The organism is Thioalkalivibrio sp. ALE10, from assembly GCF_000381385.1.
Classification (GTDB): Bacteria; Pseudomonadota; Gammaproteobacteria; order Ectothiorhodospirales; family Ectothiorhodospiraceae; genus Thioalkalivibrio.
The window spans coordinates 84,171-100,482 of record NZ_KB906450.1; the positions used below are offsets into that span (position 1 = coordinate 84,171).

Below are 16,312 nucleotides of genomic sequence, written 5' to 3' on the forward strand. Positions count from 1 at the left end.
GGAGGTCGAACCCTGGCCCCGGCAGGAGGCCGGCCCTCCGGCCGATTTTGCGTCCGGCCAATCGCCTGCGCCGGCTCGGCGAGGGGGCTCGCCTCCTACGCGGAGGCCGAACACGGAAATCGCCTCAGTCGGCGCGGCGCAGGAACGGGCGCTGTCCGGACTGCACGGCGCGGCGGATGAAGTCCGCACGGCCGCTTTCGCGCTGGTTGACCTCGTCCGCGCACTGCGACGGCTCGTAGGCCGCGGCCGAGAGCATCACTTCCAGTTCGGCGACGTCTACCTTCGGATCGGTCAGCTGGTCGGAGGTGACGTTCAGGTGGCGCCCCACCTCCCAGAACATGCGTGGACTCCACATCTTGGTCTGCACCCGCGGCGAGTTGAACAGTTCGACGCAGCGCTGATTGATCTGTTGCTGATCCATGGGGTACTCCGGTCACGGTTTTCAGGACGCCGGGGAATCTAGCGAAGCCGGCGTGGCAATACAAGCCATGCGGACTATTCCACGGTCACGGATTTGGCCAGATTGCGCGGCTGGTCCACGTCGGTGCCCTTGAGCACGGCGGTGTGATACGCGAGTAGCTGCAACGGGATCGCGAAGAGAACCGGAGCGATCCACGAGTTCAACGGGCCGTCGTGGGGCATGCCGACCCAGGTGTCATCCGGGCCCAGGGCGCGTGCCGCCGCCTCCTCGCCGATCACGATCAGCTCGCCGCCGCGGGCCCGTACCTCCTGCAGGTTGCTCGCGAGTTTCTCCAGCTGGGCGTCATCCGGTGCCACCGCAATGACCGGCATTTCGGCGTCCACGAGTGCCAGGGGCCCATGCTTGAGCTCGCCCGAAGGGTAAGCCTCCGCATGGATGTAGGAGATCTCCTTCAGCTTCAGGGCGCCCTCCAGCGCAATCGGGTAATGCACCCCCCGCCCCAGGAACAGCGCGTGGTGGCGCTCCACCAGATGCTCCGCCACCTGGGCGAGGCGCCCGTCCAGCTGCAGTGCGGCGTCGGCCATCGCCGGCAGGGCCTGCAGCGCCCGGATGCCGTCCTGGCGGTCGGCGGCCCCGAGCCGCGCGGTGCGCGCCGTATCACCGAGCAGGAGCACCAGGACGGCCAGCGCGGCGAGCTGGGTGGTGAAGGCCTTGGTGGAGGCGACGCCGATCTCGGGGCCGGCCTGGGTCATCAATACCAGGTCCGCGAGCCGGGCCATGGTGCTCTCGGGTACGTTGCAGATGGCCAGCCGCGCGGCGAAGGGCTCTTCGCGCGCCTGGCGCAGCACCGCCAGGGTGTCAGCGGTTTCCCCGGACTGCGACAGCACCAGCAGGAGGGTCCCGGGAGCGACCACATGCCGGCGATAGCGGTACTCGCTCGCCACCTCGACCTGTGCCGGCATGCCGAGATAATCCTCGATCCAGTACCGCGCCACCATGCCCGCGTGATAGCTGGTGCCGCAGGCGACGATCTGCACCGAGGTGACGTCGCACAACAGACGGTCGGTGTCCGGGCCGAGCAGATTCGGCAGCACGCCGTCATGACCGAACCGTCCGGCCAGGGTTTCGGCCAGCGCGCGCGGCTGCTCGTGGATCTCCTTGAGCATAAAATGGCGGTAGTCGCCGCGATCGGCGATGGTCACCTCGCAGCGGGTCTCGCGCGCCTCACGAGTGACCGTGTTGCCACGCGCATCCTCGATCTCGACGCGATCGCGTCGCAGGACCGCGATGTCGCCTTCTTCCAGATCGATGAACCGCTGGGTGACCGGCAGCAGTGCCTGCATGTCGGACGCCGCAAAGTTCTCGCCGATCCCCAGGCCGATCAGCAGGGGCGATCCGTGACGGGCGACGATGACACGGTCGGGTGCATCGGCCACGATGACGGCCAGCGCCCACGCCCCCTGGAGGCGGGCGCAGACACCGCGCACGGCCGCCACCGGTTCGTCCCCGGCAGCCAGCGCCTGTTCGATCAGGTGGGCGATGACCTCGCTGTCGGTGTCGGATGCACAGTTCCAGCCATCGGCCGCCAGGGCGTCCCGCAGGGCCGCATGGTTTTCGATGATGCCGTTGTGCGCAATGGCGACGCGCCGATCGCGCGACAGGTGCGGATGCGCATTCGCCTCGGAGGGCCGCCCGTGGGTAGCCCAGCGGGTGTGAGCCAGACCGGCCTGGCCCTGGAGCCCGGCCTGCGCGACCCGCTCCTCCAGCGCGGCGACCTTGCCCTCGGTACGAACGACCTCAATGCCGGCCGTGCGGGCGACCGCGACCCCGGCGGAGTCATAGCCCCGGTACTCCAGGCGGTGCAGGCCCTCGATCAGTAGCGGAACGATGTTGCGCTCGGCAATGCCGGTAACCAGTCCGCACATGGTTCAGTCCCCGTCTTCCGTTGCCTCGGTGCCGGCTTCGCCCGATTTCGGTCTCTTCGCCGGACGCTGCCAGCCTTCCACGGTCCGTGCCGGCGCCCGCGTCAGGGCCAGCGCGCCGTCCGGCACGTCGCGGCTGATGGTCGAGCCCGCGCCCACGGTCGCGCCCGCACCGATGGAAACCGGCGCGACCAGCGCGGTGTTGGAGCCGATAAACGCGTCCGCGCCAATCTCGGTGTGATGCTTGTTGGCCCCGTCGTAATTACAGGTGATGGTGCCCGCCCCCAGGTTGGCTCCGGCACCGACCCGCGCATCGCCGACGTAGGCAAGATGGTTGGCCTTGGCACCGGACTCCAGGCGCGCGTTTTTCACCTCGACGAAATTGCCGACCCGGGCGCCCTCGCCAAGATCGGCCCCCGGACGCAGGCGCGCGAACGGGCCGGCCTCGGCCCGCTCGCCGAGCCGGGCGCCCTCGACCACCGTATACGGCTGCAGCCGCGCGCCGGAAGCGATACGACAGTCACGCAGCACGCACCCGGCACCGATTTCTACATCATCGCCGAGGATCACCGTTCCCTCCACCACGACATTCACGTCCAGCCGGCAGTCGCGGCCGAACTCCAGCGTACCGCGGCAATCGAACCGGGCCGGGTCTGCCAGTGCCAGACCCTCACGCATGGATTCATCGGCGATCTCCCGCTGGAGCAGGCGTTCCTGCACCGCAAGCTGCGCCCGGTCGTTCACGCCCAGGACCGCGTCGGGGTCCTGGCTGTCGATCAGGGCCACCGACTGGCCCTCGCCCCGGGCCACCGCGACCACATCCGTCAGGTACCACTCGCGCTCGGCATCGGCCGGGGGCTCGCACGCACCCAGCCAGCGTCTCAGCGCCACCGCATCGCCCGCCAGGACCCCGGTATTGATGCGGTTCACGGCGGCCTCCGCAGCGTCCGTCTCCTTGTCCTCCACGATCCGCTCCAGATTGCCCCGCGCGTCTTCGATCAGGCGCCCGTAGCCACGGGGATCGGCCACCCGGGTACCAAGCACCGTGAGCGTCTCCCGCGTACGCGCACAGCCTTCCAGGTCTGCCAACGGGATCCGGGGCACGTCGCCATACAGCACCAGAACCCGCGCACCGTCGGGGATCCCCTCCAGGGCGCGGGCCACCGCGTGTCCGGTGCCCCCGGGATGGCCCTGGTCCACCCAGCGCAGGTCCTCTCGCTGCGCGAAGGCCGCCTGCACCGCCTCCCGGCCGTGGCTGACCACGACATGGACGGCGCTGGCCTCCAGCCGGTCCGCGCGCTCGAGCACGTGCGCCAGCATGGGTCGGCCGCCCAGCGGCTGCAGCACCTTGGGCAGGGCCGAGCGCATCCGCGTGCCCTTGCCGGCGGCGAGTATGATCAGATGCAGTCGTTCCACAATTACCCTTCCATACCGAGATCCCGGCCGGGACCACAAACAACAAGGCCGCCCGAGAGAGGCGGCCTTGTGATCCTTCCCTGCCGTGTCTGCCGCCGGTTCAGCGGCGGCGACGCAGCTTTTCGATCATCTGCAGCCGGGCCGCGGCTTCCGCAAGCTCGGCCTGCGCCTTGGCATAATCGAAGTCGGCCTGCTTGTCGGCCAGGGCTTCCTCCGCCCGCTTCTTGGCCTCGAGCGCCTCGGCCTCGTCCAGGTCCTTCGCGCGGACCGCGGTATCCGCGAGCACCGTGACGTGGCGCGGCTGCACCTCCATCACGCCCCCGGAGACGAACACCGGCTGGGGCTCCGCCCCTTCCTTCTCCTGGATGCGCAGTTCGCCCGGATTCAGACGAACCAGCATCTGCAGGTGACCGGCATACACGCCGACCTCGCCTTCCTCGGCCGGGGCCGCGATCATCTCGGCCGTGCCGGAGTAGATCGACTCCTCGGCACTGACCACGTCCACATGCATTGTCATTGGCATGACAGGTGCTCCTTAGCCGAGTTTGTCGGCCTTCTCGACGGCTTCCTCGATGGTACCCACCATGTAGAACGCCTGCTCGGGCAGGTGATCGTACTCACCGTCCACGATGGCCTGGAAGGCACGAATGGTGTCCTTGAGCGACACGTACTTGCCGGGGGCGCCGGTGAACACTTCCGCAACGAAGAACGGCTGCGACAGGAAGCGCTGGATCTTGCGCGCCCGGGCCACGACCAGCTTGTCGTCTTCCGACAGCTCGTCCATGCCGAGGATCGCGATGATGTCCTTCAGCTCCTTGTAGCGCTGCAACGTACCCTGCACCGCACGCGCGGTGTCGTAGTGCTGCTGCCCGATGATCTGCGGATCCAGCTGACGCGAGGTCGAGTCCAGCGGGTCCACCGCGGGGTAGATCCCCAGCTCGGCAATCTGGCGCGACAGCACGACCGTGGCGTCCAGGTGCGCAAAGGTGGTGGCGGGCGACGGGTCGGTCAGGTCGTCCGCCGGCACGTAGACGGCCTGGATCGAGGTGATCGAGCCCTTCTTGGTGGAGGTGATGCGCTCCTGCAGCACACCCATTTCTTCCGCCAGCGTGGGCTGGTAACCCACCGCGGAGGGCATGCGGCCCAGCAGCGCCGATACCTCGGTGCCGGCCAGGGTGTAACGGTAGATGTTGTCGATGAACATCAGCACGTCACGGCCTTCGTCGCGGAAGTACTCCGCCATCGTCAGACCGGTCAGCGCCACGCGCAGACGGTTGCCCGGCGGCTCGTTCATCTGGCCGTAGACCAGCGCCACCTTGTCGAGCACGTTGGAGTCGTTCATCTCGTGATAGAAGTCGTTCCCTTCACGAGTACGCTCCCCGACGCCGGCAAACACCGAGTACCCGCTGTGCTCGATGGCGATGTTGCGGATGAGCTCCATCATGTTGACGGTCTTGCCCACGCCGGCGCCGCCGAACAGGCCCACCTTGCCGCCCTTGGCGAAGGGGCAGAGCAGGTCGATGACCTTGATCCCGGTTTCCAGCAGGTCCGTGGATCCCGCCTGTTCGTCAAAACTCGGGGCCTTGCGATGGATCGACCATTTTTCTTCGGTTTCCACGTCGCCGGCCTCGTCCACCGGGCGGCCCAGCACGTCCATCACGCGGCCCAGGGTGCCCTGGCCCACCGGCACGGAGATCGGGCCCCCGGTGTTGCTCACGGCGGTCTGGCGCTTGAGGCCGTCGGTGCTGCCCATGGCGATGGTCCGGACGATCCCGTCGCCCAGCTGCTGCTGGACCTCGAGGGTCAGGCCGTTTTCCAGCGTCAGGGCGTCGTAGACCCTGGGCACCTCGCCGTGGGGGAACTCCACGTCCACGACGGCGCCGATGATTTCGACAATCTTTCCAGAGCTCATGCGTTCAATCCTCTAAGTCGTAATTCTTGCCGCGTCGGGCCTGCCGGAGGCGGTCGCTAGACCGCCGCGGCGCCGCTGACGATCTCGGAAATCTCCTGCGTGATCGCGGCCTGGCGTGCCTTGTTGTAGACCAGCTGGAGGTCCTTGATCATCGTGCCGGCGTTGTCGGATGCCGCCTTCATCGCCACCATCCGCGCGGCCATCTCACAGGCCACGTTCTCGACCACGGCCTGATAGATCAGGGATTCCACGTAGCGCTCGACGAGGGTATCCAGAACCTCGTAGGGCTCCGGCTCGTAGATGTAGTCCCAGTGGTATTCCAGTTCTTCGTCCGCGCTTGGCGCGGTCGGCAGCAGCTGCGTGACCTGCGGCTTCTGCGTCATGGTATTGACGAACTTGTTCTCCACCAGAACGACGCGATCGATCTTTTCCTCGCGGAAATCGTCCAGCAGCACCTTCGCGGTTCCGATGAGATCGGAGAGGTGCGGGCGGTCACCGAGATCCGTGGCCTGCGCCACGATGTTGCCCCCCAGCCGCCGGAAGAACTGCAGTGCCTTGTTGCCGAACACGCAGAGATCCACCTCGACCCCTTCGTCGCGGTAGCGCCGCATTTCCGCGACCGCCTGCTTGAACAGGTTGGTGTTCAGGCCGCCACACAGCCCGCGGTCGGTGGACACCACGATCATGGCGACGCGCTTGACGTCGCGCTCCACCATGAACGGGTGACGGTACTGGGCGTTCGCCATCGCGACGTGACCAATCACGTCGCGGATCTTTTCGGCGTACGGCCGGGACTCCTGCATGCGGTCCTGGGCCTTGCGCATCTTGGACGCGGCCACCATTTCCATGGCCTTGGTGATCTTCTGAGTATTCTGGATACTCTTGATCTGCGTCCGGATCTCCTTCGTGCCCGCCATTGCGCGCTCCCGTTACCAGGTGTTCTTGGACTTGAACTCGTCCAGGGCGGCGGTCATGCGTTCCTGGATGGAGTCGTTGTAGTCGCCGGTGCTGTTGATCTCGTCGAGCAGCGCCTTCTGGTTCGAGCGCAGCCAGGCCTGGAGTTCGCGTTCGAAATCCACGACCTTGTCTTCCTCGACGTCGTCGAGGTAGCCCTGATTGGCCGCGTACAGGGAGAACGCCATCTGGCCGATGGACATCGGCTGGTACTGGCCCTGTTTCATCAGCTCGGTGACGCGCTTGCCACGATCCAGCTGCTTGCGCGTGGTTTCGTCCAGATCGGAGGCGAACTGCGAGAATGCGGCCAGTTCGCGGTACTGGGCGAGGTCGAGACGCACGCTGCCGCCCAGCTTCTTGATGATCTTGGTCTGGGCCGAGCCACCGACACGGGAAACCGAAAGGCCGGCATTGATCGCCGGGCGGATACCCGAGTTGAACAGGTCGGTCTCGAGGAAGATCTGACCGTCGGTGATCGAGATCACGTTGGTCGGCACGAACGCGGACACGTCGCCGGCCTGGGTCTCGATGATCGGCAGGGCGGTCAGCGAGCCCGTCTGACCCTTGACCTCGCCATTGGTCGCACGCTCGACGTATTCCTCGTTGACGCGGGAGGCACGCTCGAGCAGACGCGAATGCAGGTAGAACACGTCACCCGGATAGGCTTCGCGGCCCGGCGGACGACGCAGCAGCAGGGACACCTGACGATACGCCCAGGCCTGCTTGGTGAGGTCGTCGTAGACGATCAGGGCATCTTCGCCCTTGTCGCGGAAATATTCGCCCATCGCGCAGCCGGCATAGGGGGCGATGAACTGCATCGCGGCGGATTCGGACGCGTTGGCCGCGACAACGATGGTGTTCTCCATCGCGCCGGCCTGTTCCAGCTTGTTCACCACCGACGCCACCGAGGAGGCCTTCTGGCCAACGGCGACGTAGATGCACTTCACGCCGGAATCCTTCTGGTTGATGATCGCATCCACGGCAACGGCGGTCTTGCCGGTCTGGCGGTCGCCGATGATCAGCTCGCGCTGACCGCGGCCGACGGGGACCATGGCGTCGATGGCCTTGATGCCGCTCTGCAGCGGCTGGTCCACGCCCTGACGTTCGATGACGCCGGGTGCCATGCGCTCGATCGGGCTGGTCTGACCGGTCTCGATCGCGCCCTTGCCGTCCAGCGGCTGCCCGAGCGAATCGACCACGCGGCCGAGCAGCTCGTCGCCCACCGGGACCTCGAGGATGCGGCCGGTGCACTTGACGGTGTCGCCTTCGCGCAGGTGGTTGTAATCACCGAGGATCACCACACCCACGGAGTCGCGCTCGAGGTTGAGCGCCATGCCGTAGGTTTCGCCGGGGAAGGCGAGCATTTCGCCCTGCATGACGTCGCCCAGGCCGTGAACGCGGGCGATGCCGTCCTGCAGGCTGACCACGGTGCCCTCGTTCGAGGCCTCGGAGCCCGCATCGAACTTGTCGATGCGCTGTTTGATCAGATCACTGATCTCGGAGGGATTCAGTTGCATGATAATTTCCTCTTAGCGACTCAAATTGGCAGCCAGGCGGTCTAGCTGGCCTCGCACGGAGCCGTCGATGACCAGGTCGCCGGCGCGGATGATGGCCCCTCCAAGAAGGGAGCTGTCGACCGAGGAGGTCAGATCCACTTCGCGGCCGAGACGTTCGGACAGCGCCTTGTGGATCTCTTTCTCCTGCGCCTGGGTGAGTTTGCGGAACGCAATGACCTCGGCCTCCACGCGGCTTTCGGCTTCGGCCTTCAGCGCGTTGAAGGCCTCGCTCACGGCCGGCAGTGCCGGCAGGCGACCGTTCTCGCCCAGCAGGCAGACCAGGTTGGCCGCACCGTCGTTGAGCTTGCCCTCGGCGATGTCCAGCACGAGCTGGGCACGCTTGTCCCGCGGCACCCGGGGATTCGAGAGGAGATCGTGCATCCGGGAATCGCCGGCGATCGCCGCCAGCAATTCCAGCTGCTCGGCCCAGCCGGCGAGGTCCTGGTCCTCGCGTGCCCGCTCGAAAGCGGCGCGGGCGTAGGGTCGGGCTACCGAAATCAGGTCTGACATAGCCTCTCCTTACAGCTTGGCAGCGAGCTTCTTGAGAAGGTCACCGTGGGCCTTGGCGTCAATCTCCTTGGCCAGGATCTGCTCGGCACCCTGCACCGCCAGGTCGGAGACCTGCTTGCGCAGCTCGTCCTTCGCGCGGTTGAGCTCCTGCTCGGCTTCGGCCTGCGCCGATTCCTTGATTCGCTCCCCTTCCTCGCGGGCGTTGGTGCGGGCTTCCTCGACGAGCTCGTTGGCACGCTTCTGAGCGGAGGCGACGATGTCGTTGGCCTGCTGCTTGGCCTCCTTGATGACCTCGGTCGCACGCTCCTGGGCCAGCTCCTGTTCCTTCTCGCCGCGTTCGGCGGCCGCGAGGCCGTCGGCGATCTTCTTGCGCCGTGCCTCCAGGGCCTGGGTCAGCGGCGGCCACACGAATCGCATGGTGAACCATACGAAAACGCTGAAGGCCAGCAGCTGCCCGATGATGGTGAGATTGATATTCATCCTGCTACCTCAGGTTGACGAGTGGTGAGGGATCCTCGTGACTCGATCAGCCCTTAGCCGAGAACGAACAGGACGTACAGGCCGATACCCACCGAGATCATCGGCACGGCGTCGGTCAGACCCACAACGATGAAGAAGTTGGTGCGCAGCATCGGGATCAGTTCCGGCTGACGGGCAGCGCCTTCGAGGAAGCGACCCCCGAGGGTGGCGACACCAATCGCGGCGCCGATAGCGGCCATGCCCATCATCAGAGCGGCGGCGATAATAACCAGAGCGTTAGCCATTTCCATCGTAATATCTCCAGTGAAGTTGAGACGGTCAGTTGAAGTTAAGGGTTATCAGTGGTCTTCCGAGTGAGCCATGTCCAGATAGACGATGGTCAGCACCATGAAGATGAAGGCCTGCAGCGGCACCACGAGGATGTGGAAGATCGCCCAGCCGACGTGCAGCACGCCCCCGGCGAGCCCCAACATCAGTCCGGCGGAGTACATCAGGCCGATGAGGATAAAGATCATCTCGGCGGCGTACAGGTTGCCGAACAGTCGCAGGGCGAGAGAAGCCGGCTTGGCCAGGAGGTCGACGACTTCCAGCACGAAGTTGGCCACCCAGGTCAGGGGCTTCAGCGGGGTGATGGAGGTCTGGAACGGCGCACCGGTCAGCTCCTTGACGAAACCCACCGGACCCTTGATCTTCAGCGAGTAATAGATGATGAGAATGAACACGCCCAGCGCCAGACCGATCGTCACGTTGATGTCGGTCGTGGGCACGATCTTGAAGTACGGGATGCCCAGCAGATAGGCGAGGTGCGGGATCAGATCCACCGGCACCAGGTCCATCAGGTTCAGGAGGAAGATCCAGATAAAGATAGTCAGTGCCAGCGGCGCGATGAGGTCGTTCTTGTGCTTGAACGAACCGCGCACGTTGGTGTCGACGAAGTCCATGATCCATTCGACGAAGTTCTGCCAGCCACCGGGGACACCGGCGGTGACCCGCTTTGCCGCGTAACGGAAGCTGAGGATGAACAGCAGGCCGAGGCCGATGGACCAGATCATCGAATCGACGTGGATGGCCCAGAAACCCATCTCGGCGGCCTCCGATGCGTTCATCGCGAAGCCGAGCCCGTTCTCCGGGTGATACCCGAAGGTCAGGTTCGTGAGATGGTGATTGATATGGTCGTCCATTTCTGAAGCCATGTCGCTATCTCTTCATTGCTTGGGCGGATGCCCGGTGGACCCACCACACGGGCAGAAGATGCACCGCGAGAAAGCCACCGAACAGGGCGGGCAGGTCGGGGTTCTCGTAACCCGCGAACACCGCCGCAAATGCGGCTGCGATGAGCAGCAGCCGGAATACCTGAGCCAGCATCATGCGCCCGGCCAGGTTGCGGGCGGCCGACGCACGATACGCCCCGAAGACCGCAAATACCATCACGGCGTTTCCGAGGGCGGCAATCCCGCCGCCGAGCGCCATCGAGATGGCGGCCGACGGTAACGACAGCACCAGCAAGAGCACCGTCAGGAGAAGGGTGACTGCGAGCTGCAGACCGAGCGACTGGATGGCAGGGCCGAAGCGTCGCGGTGTCATCTGGTGGATGGGCACAACCCACCCCTCTCCGGAAAATTGCGCGCAGTATAAGTGGGCCCTTAAGGGAGGTCAACGCGACCCGCGGGGGCCGACCGGGTTACTGAATATGTGAAAGGATTCCGTCGAGCTCGTCGAGGGAGTTGTATTCGATCACCAGGCGGCCCTTGCCCTGACGGTTGTAACGCACCTGGACGGGAGCACCCAGGGTGTCGGCCAGGCGGCTCTCCAGCTGCCGGATCTCGGGCGGTGGCTCGGTGGAGACCGGCTCGGCATCCTTCTGCTCGAGGGTGCGGCGAACCAGCTGTTCGGTGGCGCGTACCGAGAGCCCGCGCTTGACGACGCGCTCGGCGACCTCGGGCTGGTCGTCGACCGGCAGGGCGAGGATGCAGCGGGCATGGCCCATCTCGAGGCGACCCTCGTCGACGTGAACCTTGACCGCATCGTGGAGCTCCAGCAGCCGCAGGAGGTTGGTCACCGCGGTGCGGGAGCGGCCAACGGCGGTGGCCGCGTCCTGGTGGGTCAGTTCGAATTCGCCGATCAGCCGGTGGATGGCACTGGCCTCCTCCAGCGGGTTGAGGTTCTCCCGCTGGATGTTCTCGATCAGGGCCATCGCGGCGGCGGCCTGGTCGGGGATCTCGCGGATCACTGCTGGGACCGTTTCGAGGCCTGCCTGCTGGGCGGCGCGCCAGCGTCGCTCGCCGGCGATCAGCTCGTAGCCATCGTCCACCGGCCGCAGGACCACCGGCTGTACGATGCCCTGCGAGCGGATGGATTCGGTCAGTTCGGCCAGCGCCTCTTCGGAAATCCGGCCGCGCGGCTGGTAACGGCCGCGGCGGATGCGTTCGACCGGCACGGACTCCAGGCGATCCTCTTCGCCGGGCTCCTCGGAGGCCCCGCTGAGCAGCGCGTCGATACCACGTCCGAGTCGTCCACTGTTTCTTCTGGCCATGTGTCGAATCCTCCCGAAAGGAGCAATCAGCGGCGCAGCAGTTCGCCTGCCAGGGCGAGATAGGCGACCGCGCCGCGCGATGAAGCATCATACAACAGAGCAGGCTGACCGAAGCTGGGGGCTTCGGCCAGGCGGATGTTGCGCGGGATCACGGTATTGTAGACCCGGTCGCCGAAATACCCGGTCAGCTGCTCGGAGACGTCGCCGGCGAGACGGTTGCGGGCATCGAACATGGTGCGCAGCAGTCCGGCGATGCGCAGGCGGGGATTGGGCCCGCGCTGGATGCTCTCGATGGTGCGCATCAGCGCGGTGAGGCCCTCGAGGGCGTAGTACTCGCACTGCATGGGGATGACCACGCCATCGGCGGCGACCAGACCGTTGACCGTCAGCAGATTGAGCGACGGGGGGCAGTCGACCAGCACGTAGTCCCAGCGGCCACGGGCATCCGCCAGGGCCTGTTGCAGGCGATATTCGCGGCCCTCTTCCTCCATCAGGCGCACCTCGGCCACGGTCAGGTCACCGTTGGCCGGCAGCAGATCGAAGCCGGCCTCGACGCGTTGCACGACATCATCCAGGGGCGCATCACCCAGCAGGACGTCGCAGGTGGTGCGTACGTCGGCATGCTTGTCTTCGCCGGATCCCGTGGTCGCGTTGCCCTGCGGGTCCATGTCGACCACCAGCACCGAACGACCCAGACGGGCGAGCGATGCGGCGAGGTTGACGCAGGTGGTCGTCTTGCCGACGCCGCCCTTCTGGTTGGTGATCGCAAGGGTCTCGGTCACGGCGCGGTTCTCTCGATGATGGCGATGTGACGGGGGGCGTGCTCGCCGGGAATGGTAACCGGCTCGACCGCTTGATACGACCACGGTGCCGGCAACGCTTCGCGGGCACGGTCGGCGGGGCCCAGCATCGCCAGTACCCGCCCCTGCGGGGCGACCAGATGGCCGGCGCGCTGCAGGGTCTCGGCGGGGGCCTTGAAGGCGCGCGAGACCAGGGTATCGAACGGGGCCTGCGGCGCGAACTGCTCGATCCGCAGATGCCGGGCCTCGACGTTTTCCGTCCGCAGCAGGCCGATCACGTGACGCAGGAAACGAACACGCTTGGCGGCACTGTCCAGCAGGCAGTACCGCCGCTTTGCGGCCACATCGCCGTCGGGGGCGTAGGCATCGGCCAGGGCCAGGATCAGCCCCGGCAGTCCGGCGCCGGTTCCCACATCCAGGATACGCTGCCCGTGCAGCCACGGGCGCAGGCTGAGACTGTCGAAGACATGCCGCGACACCATCTGCTGCGGGTCGCGCACCGCGCTCAGGTTGTGCACCCGGTTCCAGCGTTCGAGCTGACTCAGCCAGGTCACCAGCGCGTCGATCGCGGGTTCCGTCAGGCCCGCGGCAGGGGCGTGGCGCGCTAGCTCCGCACGCCAGGTGTCCTCATTCGCCACTGGCGCGCTGCTTCAGATGCACGGCCAGGGCGGACAGCGCGGCCGGGGTCACGCCGGGAATGCGCCCCGCCTGGGCCAGGGTGTGGGGACGAAACTCGGCGAGCTTCTGCCGCAGTTCGGCGGACAGCCCATGGACGCGGTCGTAGTCCAGGTTTTCCGGCAGCGGCGTGTTTTCCGCGCGCGCCTGGCGGCGGACCTCGGTCTGCTGACGTTCGATGTAGCCGGCATATTTCGTCTGGATCTCGACCTGCTCGCAGACGTCGGCGGGCAGGGTCGCAGCCAGCTCGGGCAGGCAGGCCATCAGGCCGGGATAATCCACGTTCGGGCGACGCAGGAGGTCTTCCAGGGTCGCCTCGGGATCGGGTGTCTGGCCGAGGTAGGCGACCAGGGCCTCGTTGCCGCGCTGTTCGCGCGACAGTCGGGTCGCACCCAGGCGCGCGCGTTCGGCCTCCACCTGTTCGGCACGGCGACCGAACACGGTCCAGCGTTCATCATCGACCAGGCCCATTTCGCGGCCCGCCGGCGTGAGGCGCAGATCGGCGTTGTCCTCGCGCAGCAGCAGGCGATGTTCGGCGCGCGAGGTGAACATCCGGTAGGGCTCGCGGGTACCGCGGGTGACCAGATCGTCGATCAGCACCCCGATGTAGGCCTCGGAACGCTGCGGGACCCACGGGTCGTGCCCGGCGACGTGACGGGCGGCGTTGAGGCCGGCCACCAGCCCCTGGGCGGCCGCTTCCTCGTAGCCGGTCGTACCGTTGATCTGGCCCGCGAGGAACAGGTTGCCGACGTCGCGGGTCGCCAAGCCCGGGGTCAGGCCGCGCGGGTCGAAGAAATCGTATTCGATCGCATACCCCGGACGGGTGATGTGTGCGTGCGCGAAACCGGGGATGCTGCGCACCACGTCGACCTGTACCTCCCAGGGGAGGCTGGTGGAGATGCCGTTGGGATACAGTTCGTGGGTATCCAGGCCTTCGGGTTCGACAAAGATCTGGTGACTGTCCTTGTCCGCGAAGCGCACCACCTTGTCCTCGATCGACGGACAGTAGCGCGGACCGGTGCTGTCGATGGCCCCGGAATACATCGGCGAACGCTCGAGGTTGTCGCGGATGATCGCGTGGGTATGCTCGGTGGTCCGGGCGATATGACAGGCACGCTGCGGCGGATGCTCGTCGCGCGAACCGATGAACGAGAAGACCGGGCGCGGATCGTCGCCGGGCTGACGTTCCAGCACGGAAAAGTCGACGCTGCGCCCGTCGATGCGCGGCGGGGTACCGGTCTTCAGCCGGCCGACATCGAAGGCCATCTCGCGCAGGCGCGCCGCCAGGCGTTCGCTCGGCGGGTCGCCGGCGCGGCCGCCGGCCTGGTTCTGCTCGCCGGTATGCATCCGGCCGTTGAGGAAGGTGCCCACGGTCAGCACCACCGAGCCGGCCTCGAAGCGGATCCCGCCGTCGGTCACCACCGCCGCAGCGCGGTCACCGTCGAGCACGACATCAGCCACGCCCTGCTGAAAGACCCGCAGGTTGGGGCACTGGTCGACGGCGCGGCGCACGGCCAGGCGATAGAGCTGGCGATCCGACTGGGCGCGGGTCGCGCGCACCGCCGGCCCCTTGCGCCGGTTCAGGACGCGGAAATGGATACCCGCGGCATCCGCGGCCCGCGCCATGACCCCGCCCAGCGCATCGATCTCCCGGACCAGATGCCCCTTGCCAATGCCGCCGATCGCCGGGTTGCAGCTCATCTGCCCGACGGTCTCGAGGTTGTGGGTCAACAGCAGGGTTTGCGCACCGGTACGCGCGGCCGCCAGGGCTGCCTCGGTACCGGCATGCCCGCCGCCCACTACGATGACATCGAAGGATTCCGCCATGCTCCAGAACTTCCCGGCCCGGGGGTCGGGCCACTGCGTTGCAAGCGATCAGTGTAGCAGGAGCGCGCGCATCGATCAGGTCGGCACGGGGGCGCTGCGCACACAGTCGCGGCCGGCGGTCTTGGCGGCGTACAGTGCGTCATCGGCACGCTGCACCAGCGCGTCCAGCGATTCGCCGCCGTGGCGACACGCCACGCCTACCGAGGCGGTGACGGTCAGCGAATCCGCCGGAAACAGATCGACCGGTTCCGCCCCCAGACGCTCACGGATCCGTTCCGCCAGCGCTCGCGCGTGCTCGAGGTCGCCATGCGGGAGGACCGCGAGGAATTCCTCACCGCCCCAGCGGCCGGGGGTGCCACCATCGCGCAACTCGTCCTGCAGCAGGGCAGCGAAATGTTCCAGCACCCGGTCACCGGCACGATGGCCATGGGTGTCGTTGATCCGCTTGAACCAGTCGAGATCGAACAGCAGCACACACAGGCCGGCATCCGCCCCGCCGCCGACTTCCAGCTGACGCCGGACCCGGCGCGCAAGGGCCCCGCGGTTAAACAGGCCGGTCAACGGATCACGAGTGGCCTGACGGTAGAGCCGCAGCAGCATGTGCAGCTGACTGAGAGCGGCCCATACGGCTACCCCGGCCACCAGCACCAGCAGCCAGAGATTGCCCAGGGTGTCCCAGCGACCCAGATTCCCCATGGCCGCCTCGATGGCCATGTAGACGGCGAGGATGGCGACCGAACCGAACGCACCTTCGCGCAGGGTCAGCGGGAAGATGGCCAGGGCCGCGACCGTGAGTGCGGGAAAGAAAGCGTAACCCGAGGCGAGCGCCGACCCGAGGTCGGAATTGATGATGAACCGCGCCATGGCATAGAGCGTCATCGGAATCGCCAGCAGCAGGGCGAGGCGCCACAGCGTCCCTCGGTAGCCGGTATCCTGGCGGCAACTCCACCACAGCACCAGTCCGGCGCCGGCACCGGTGAGCCGCAGGATCATCGTGAGCAGGGCGTCCGGGGTATCCAGCAGGAAGAATTCGAGCGGCAGCCACAGGGGCAGACCGATGGCCAGCAACAGCGCGAGCGGCCGGATCCGTCGGCGGATGTAGTCCGCCCGGGTTTCGCGGAAGTCGGGCGCGTGACCGCCGCCGTGGACCAGATCGGGAAGATTCATCCGGATCAGGCGTTCACGCAGGGAGGCAGGGGAGGATTCCTCGGTCGGGACTTCCGGTTCGGTCGCCATGCCGCATTCCTTCGCTCGGGATTCGGCAAGCCTGCGGCGGGATCACGGCGAATGCAAAAGTCGCAGGACG

Annotated in this window: 17 protein-coding genes; all 17 read right to left on the bottom strand. The window is 66.7% G+C overall.

Annotated features, from left to right (window positions below; genetic code table 11):
* Positions 1-124: 124 nt before the first annotated feature.
* The 17 genes from F788_RS0100415 to F788_RS0100495 all read right to left on the bottom strand — a co-directional run bounded on the left by F788_RS0100415 (position 125) and on the right by F788_RS0100495 (position 16,242).
* Complete coding sequence (locus F788_RS0100415) at positions 125-421, bottom strand: hypothetical protein (RefSeq protein ID WP_019569320.1); 297 nt, start codon at positions 419-421, stop codon at positions 125-127.
* A gap of 74 nt (positions 422-495) precedes the next feature.
* Positions 496-2,346 (bottom strand): glutamine--fructose-6-phosphate transaminase (isomerizing), encoded by a 1,851-nt coding sequence (glmS, locus tag F788_RS0100420; protein ID WP_019588902.1) that lies wholly within the window; start codon positions 2,344-2,346, stop codon positions 496-498.
* Positions 2,347-2,349: 3 nt separating this feature from the next.
* On the bottom strand, positions 2,350-3,759 hold the full coding sequence (gene glmU, locus F788_RS0100425) for a bifunctional UDP-N-acetylglucosamine diphosphorylase/glucosamine-1-phosphate N-acetyltransferase GlmU (protein WP_018868909.1): 1,410 nt from the start codon (positions 3,757-3,759) through the stop codon (positions 2,350-2,352).
* A 100-nt stretch (positions 3,760-3,859) separates the two neighbouring features.
* Positions 3,860-4,282 (bottom strand): F0F1 ATP synthase subunit epsilon, encoded by a 423-nt coding sequence (locus tag F788_RS0100430; protein ID WP_024328652.1) that lies wholly within the window; start codon positions 4,280-4,282, stop codon positions 3,860-3,862.
* Between the two features lie 12 nt (positions 4,283-4,294).
* Positions 4,295-5,671 carry a F0F1 ATP synthase subunit beta gene (atpD, locus tag F788_RS0100435; protein ID WP_019022537.1) on the bottom strand — a complete coding sequence of 459 codons (1,377 nt, stop codon included), beginning with the start codon at positions 5,669-5,671 and terminating at the stop codon, positions 4,295-4,297.
* Between the two features lie 56 nt (positions 5,672-5,727).
* The gene (atpG, locus tag F788_RS0100440) at positions 5,728-6,588 is read right to left on the bottom strand and encodes a F0F1 ATP synthase subunit gamma (protein ID WP_018868906.1); all 861 of its coding nucleotides are present in this window, start codon (positions 6,586-6,588) and stop codon (positions 5,728-5,730) included.
* Between the two features lie 12 nt (positions 6,589-6,600).
* The gene (gene atpA, locus F788_RS0100445; RefSeq protein WP_019588903.1) at positions 6,601-8,142 is read right to left on the bottom strand and encodes a F0F1 ATP synthase subunit alpha; all 1,542 of its coding nucleotides are present in this window, start codon (positions 8,140-8,142) and stop codon (positions 6,601-6,603) included.
* 12 nt (positions 8,143-8,154) lie between these two features.
* Positions 8,155-8,691 carry a F0F1 ATP synthase subunit delta gene (locus F788_RS0100450; protein ID WP_019588904.1) on the bottom strand — a complete coding sequence of 179 codons (537 nt, stop codon included), beginning with the start codon at positions 8,689-8,691 and terminating at the stop codon, positions 8,155-8,157.
* A gap of 9 nt (positions 8,692-8,700) precedes the next feature.
* On the bottom strand, positions 8,701-9,171 hold the full coding sequence (locus F788_RS0100455; protein WP_019022540.1) for a F0F1 ATP synthase subunit B: 471 nt from the start codon (positions 9,169-9,171) through the stop codon (positions 8,701-8,703).
* A 53-nt stretch (positions 9,172-9,224) separates the two neighbouring features.
* Positions 9,225-9,461 (bottom strand): F0F1 ATP synthase subunit C, encoded by a 237-nt coding sequence (atpE, locus tag F788_RS0100460; RefSeq protein WP_018868902.1) that lies wholly within the window; start codon positions 9,459-9,461, stop codon positions 9,225-9,227.
* A 48-nt stretch (positions 9,462-9,509) separates the two neighbouring features.
* Positions 9,510-10,352, bottom strand: coding sequence for a F0F1 ATP synthase subunit A (atpB, locus tag F788_RS0100465; RefSeq protein WP_019588905.1), 843 nt, complete (start codon positions 10,350-10,352; stop codon positions 9,510-9,512).
* Positions 10,353-10,368: 16 nt separating this feature from the next.
* Positions 10,369-10,770: an ATP synthase subunit I gene (locus F788_RS0100470; protein ID WP_019588906.1), complete on the bottom strand. Its 402-nt coding sequence runs from the start codon at positions 10,768-10,770 to the stop codon at positions 10,369-10,371.
* Positions 10,771-10,852: 82 nt separating this feature from the next.
* Entirely contained in the window at positions 10,853-11,704 is an 852-nt protein-coding gene (locus F788_RS0100475; RefSeq protein ID WP_018868899.1) for a ParB/RepB/Spo0J family partition protein, read from the bottom strand.
* 26 nt (positions 11,705-11,730) lie between these two features.
* Positions 11,731-12,486 carry a ParA family protein gene (locus F788_RS0100480; protein ID WP_019022543.1) on the bottom strand — a complete coding sequence of 252 codons (756 nt, stop codon included), beginning with the start codon at positions 12,484-12,486 and terminating at the stop codon, positions 11,731-11,733.
* Entirely contained in the window at positions 12,483-13,142 is a 660-nt protein-coding gene (rsmG, locus tag F788_RS0100485; protein WP_019588907.1) for a 16S rRNA (guanine(527)-N(7))-methyltransferase RsmG, read from the bottom strand. The genes F788_RS0100480 and rsmG overlap by 4 nt, the downstream gene beginning before the upstream one ends.
* Positions 13,132-15,006 carry a tRNA uridine-5-carboxymethylaminomethyl(34) synthesis enzyme MnmG gene (mnmG, locus tag F788_RS0100490; protein WP_019588908.1) on the bottom strand — a complete coding sequence of 625 codons (1,875 nt, stop codon included), beginning with the start codon at positions 15,004-15,006 and terminating at the stop codon, positions 13,132-13,134. The genes rsmG and mnmG overlap by 11 nt, the downstream gene beginning before the upstream one ends.
* Before the next feature lie 75 nt (positions 15,007-15,081).
* Positions 15,082-16,242 (bottom strand): diguanylate cyclase, encoded by a 1,161-nt coding sequence (locus tag F788_RS0100495; protein WP_018868895.1) that lies wholly within the window; start codon positions 16,240-16,242, stop codon positions 15,082-15,084.
* Between the last annotated feature and the right edge of the window lie 70 nt (positions 16,243-16,312).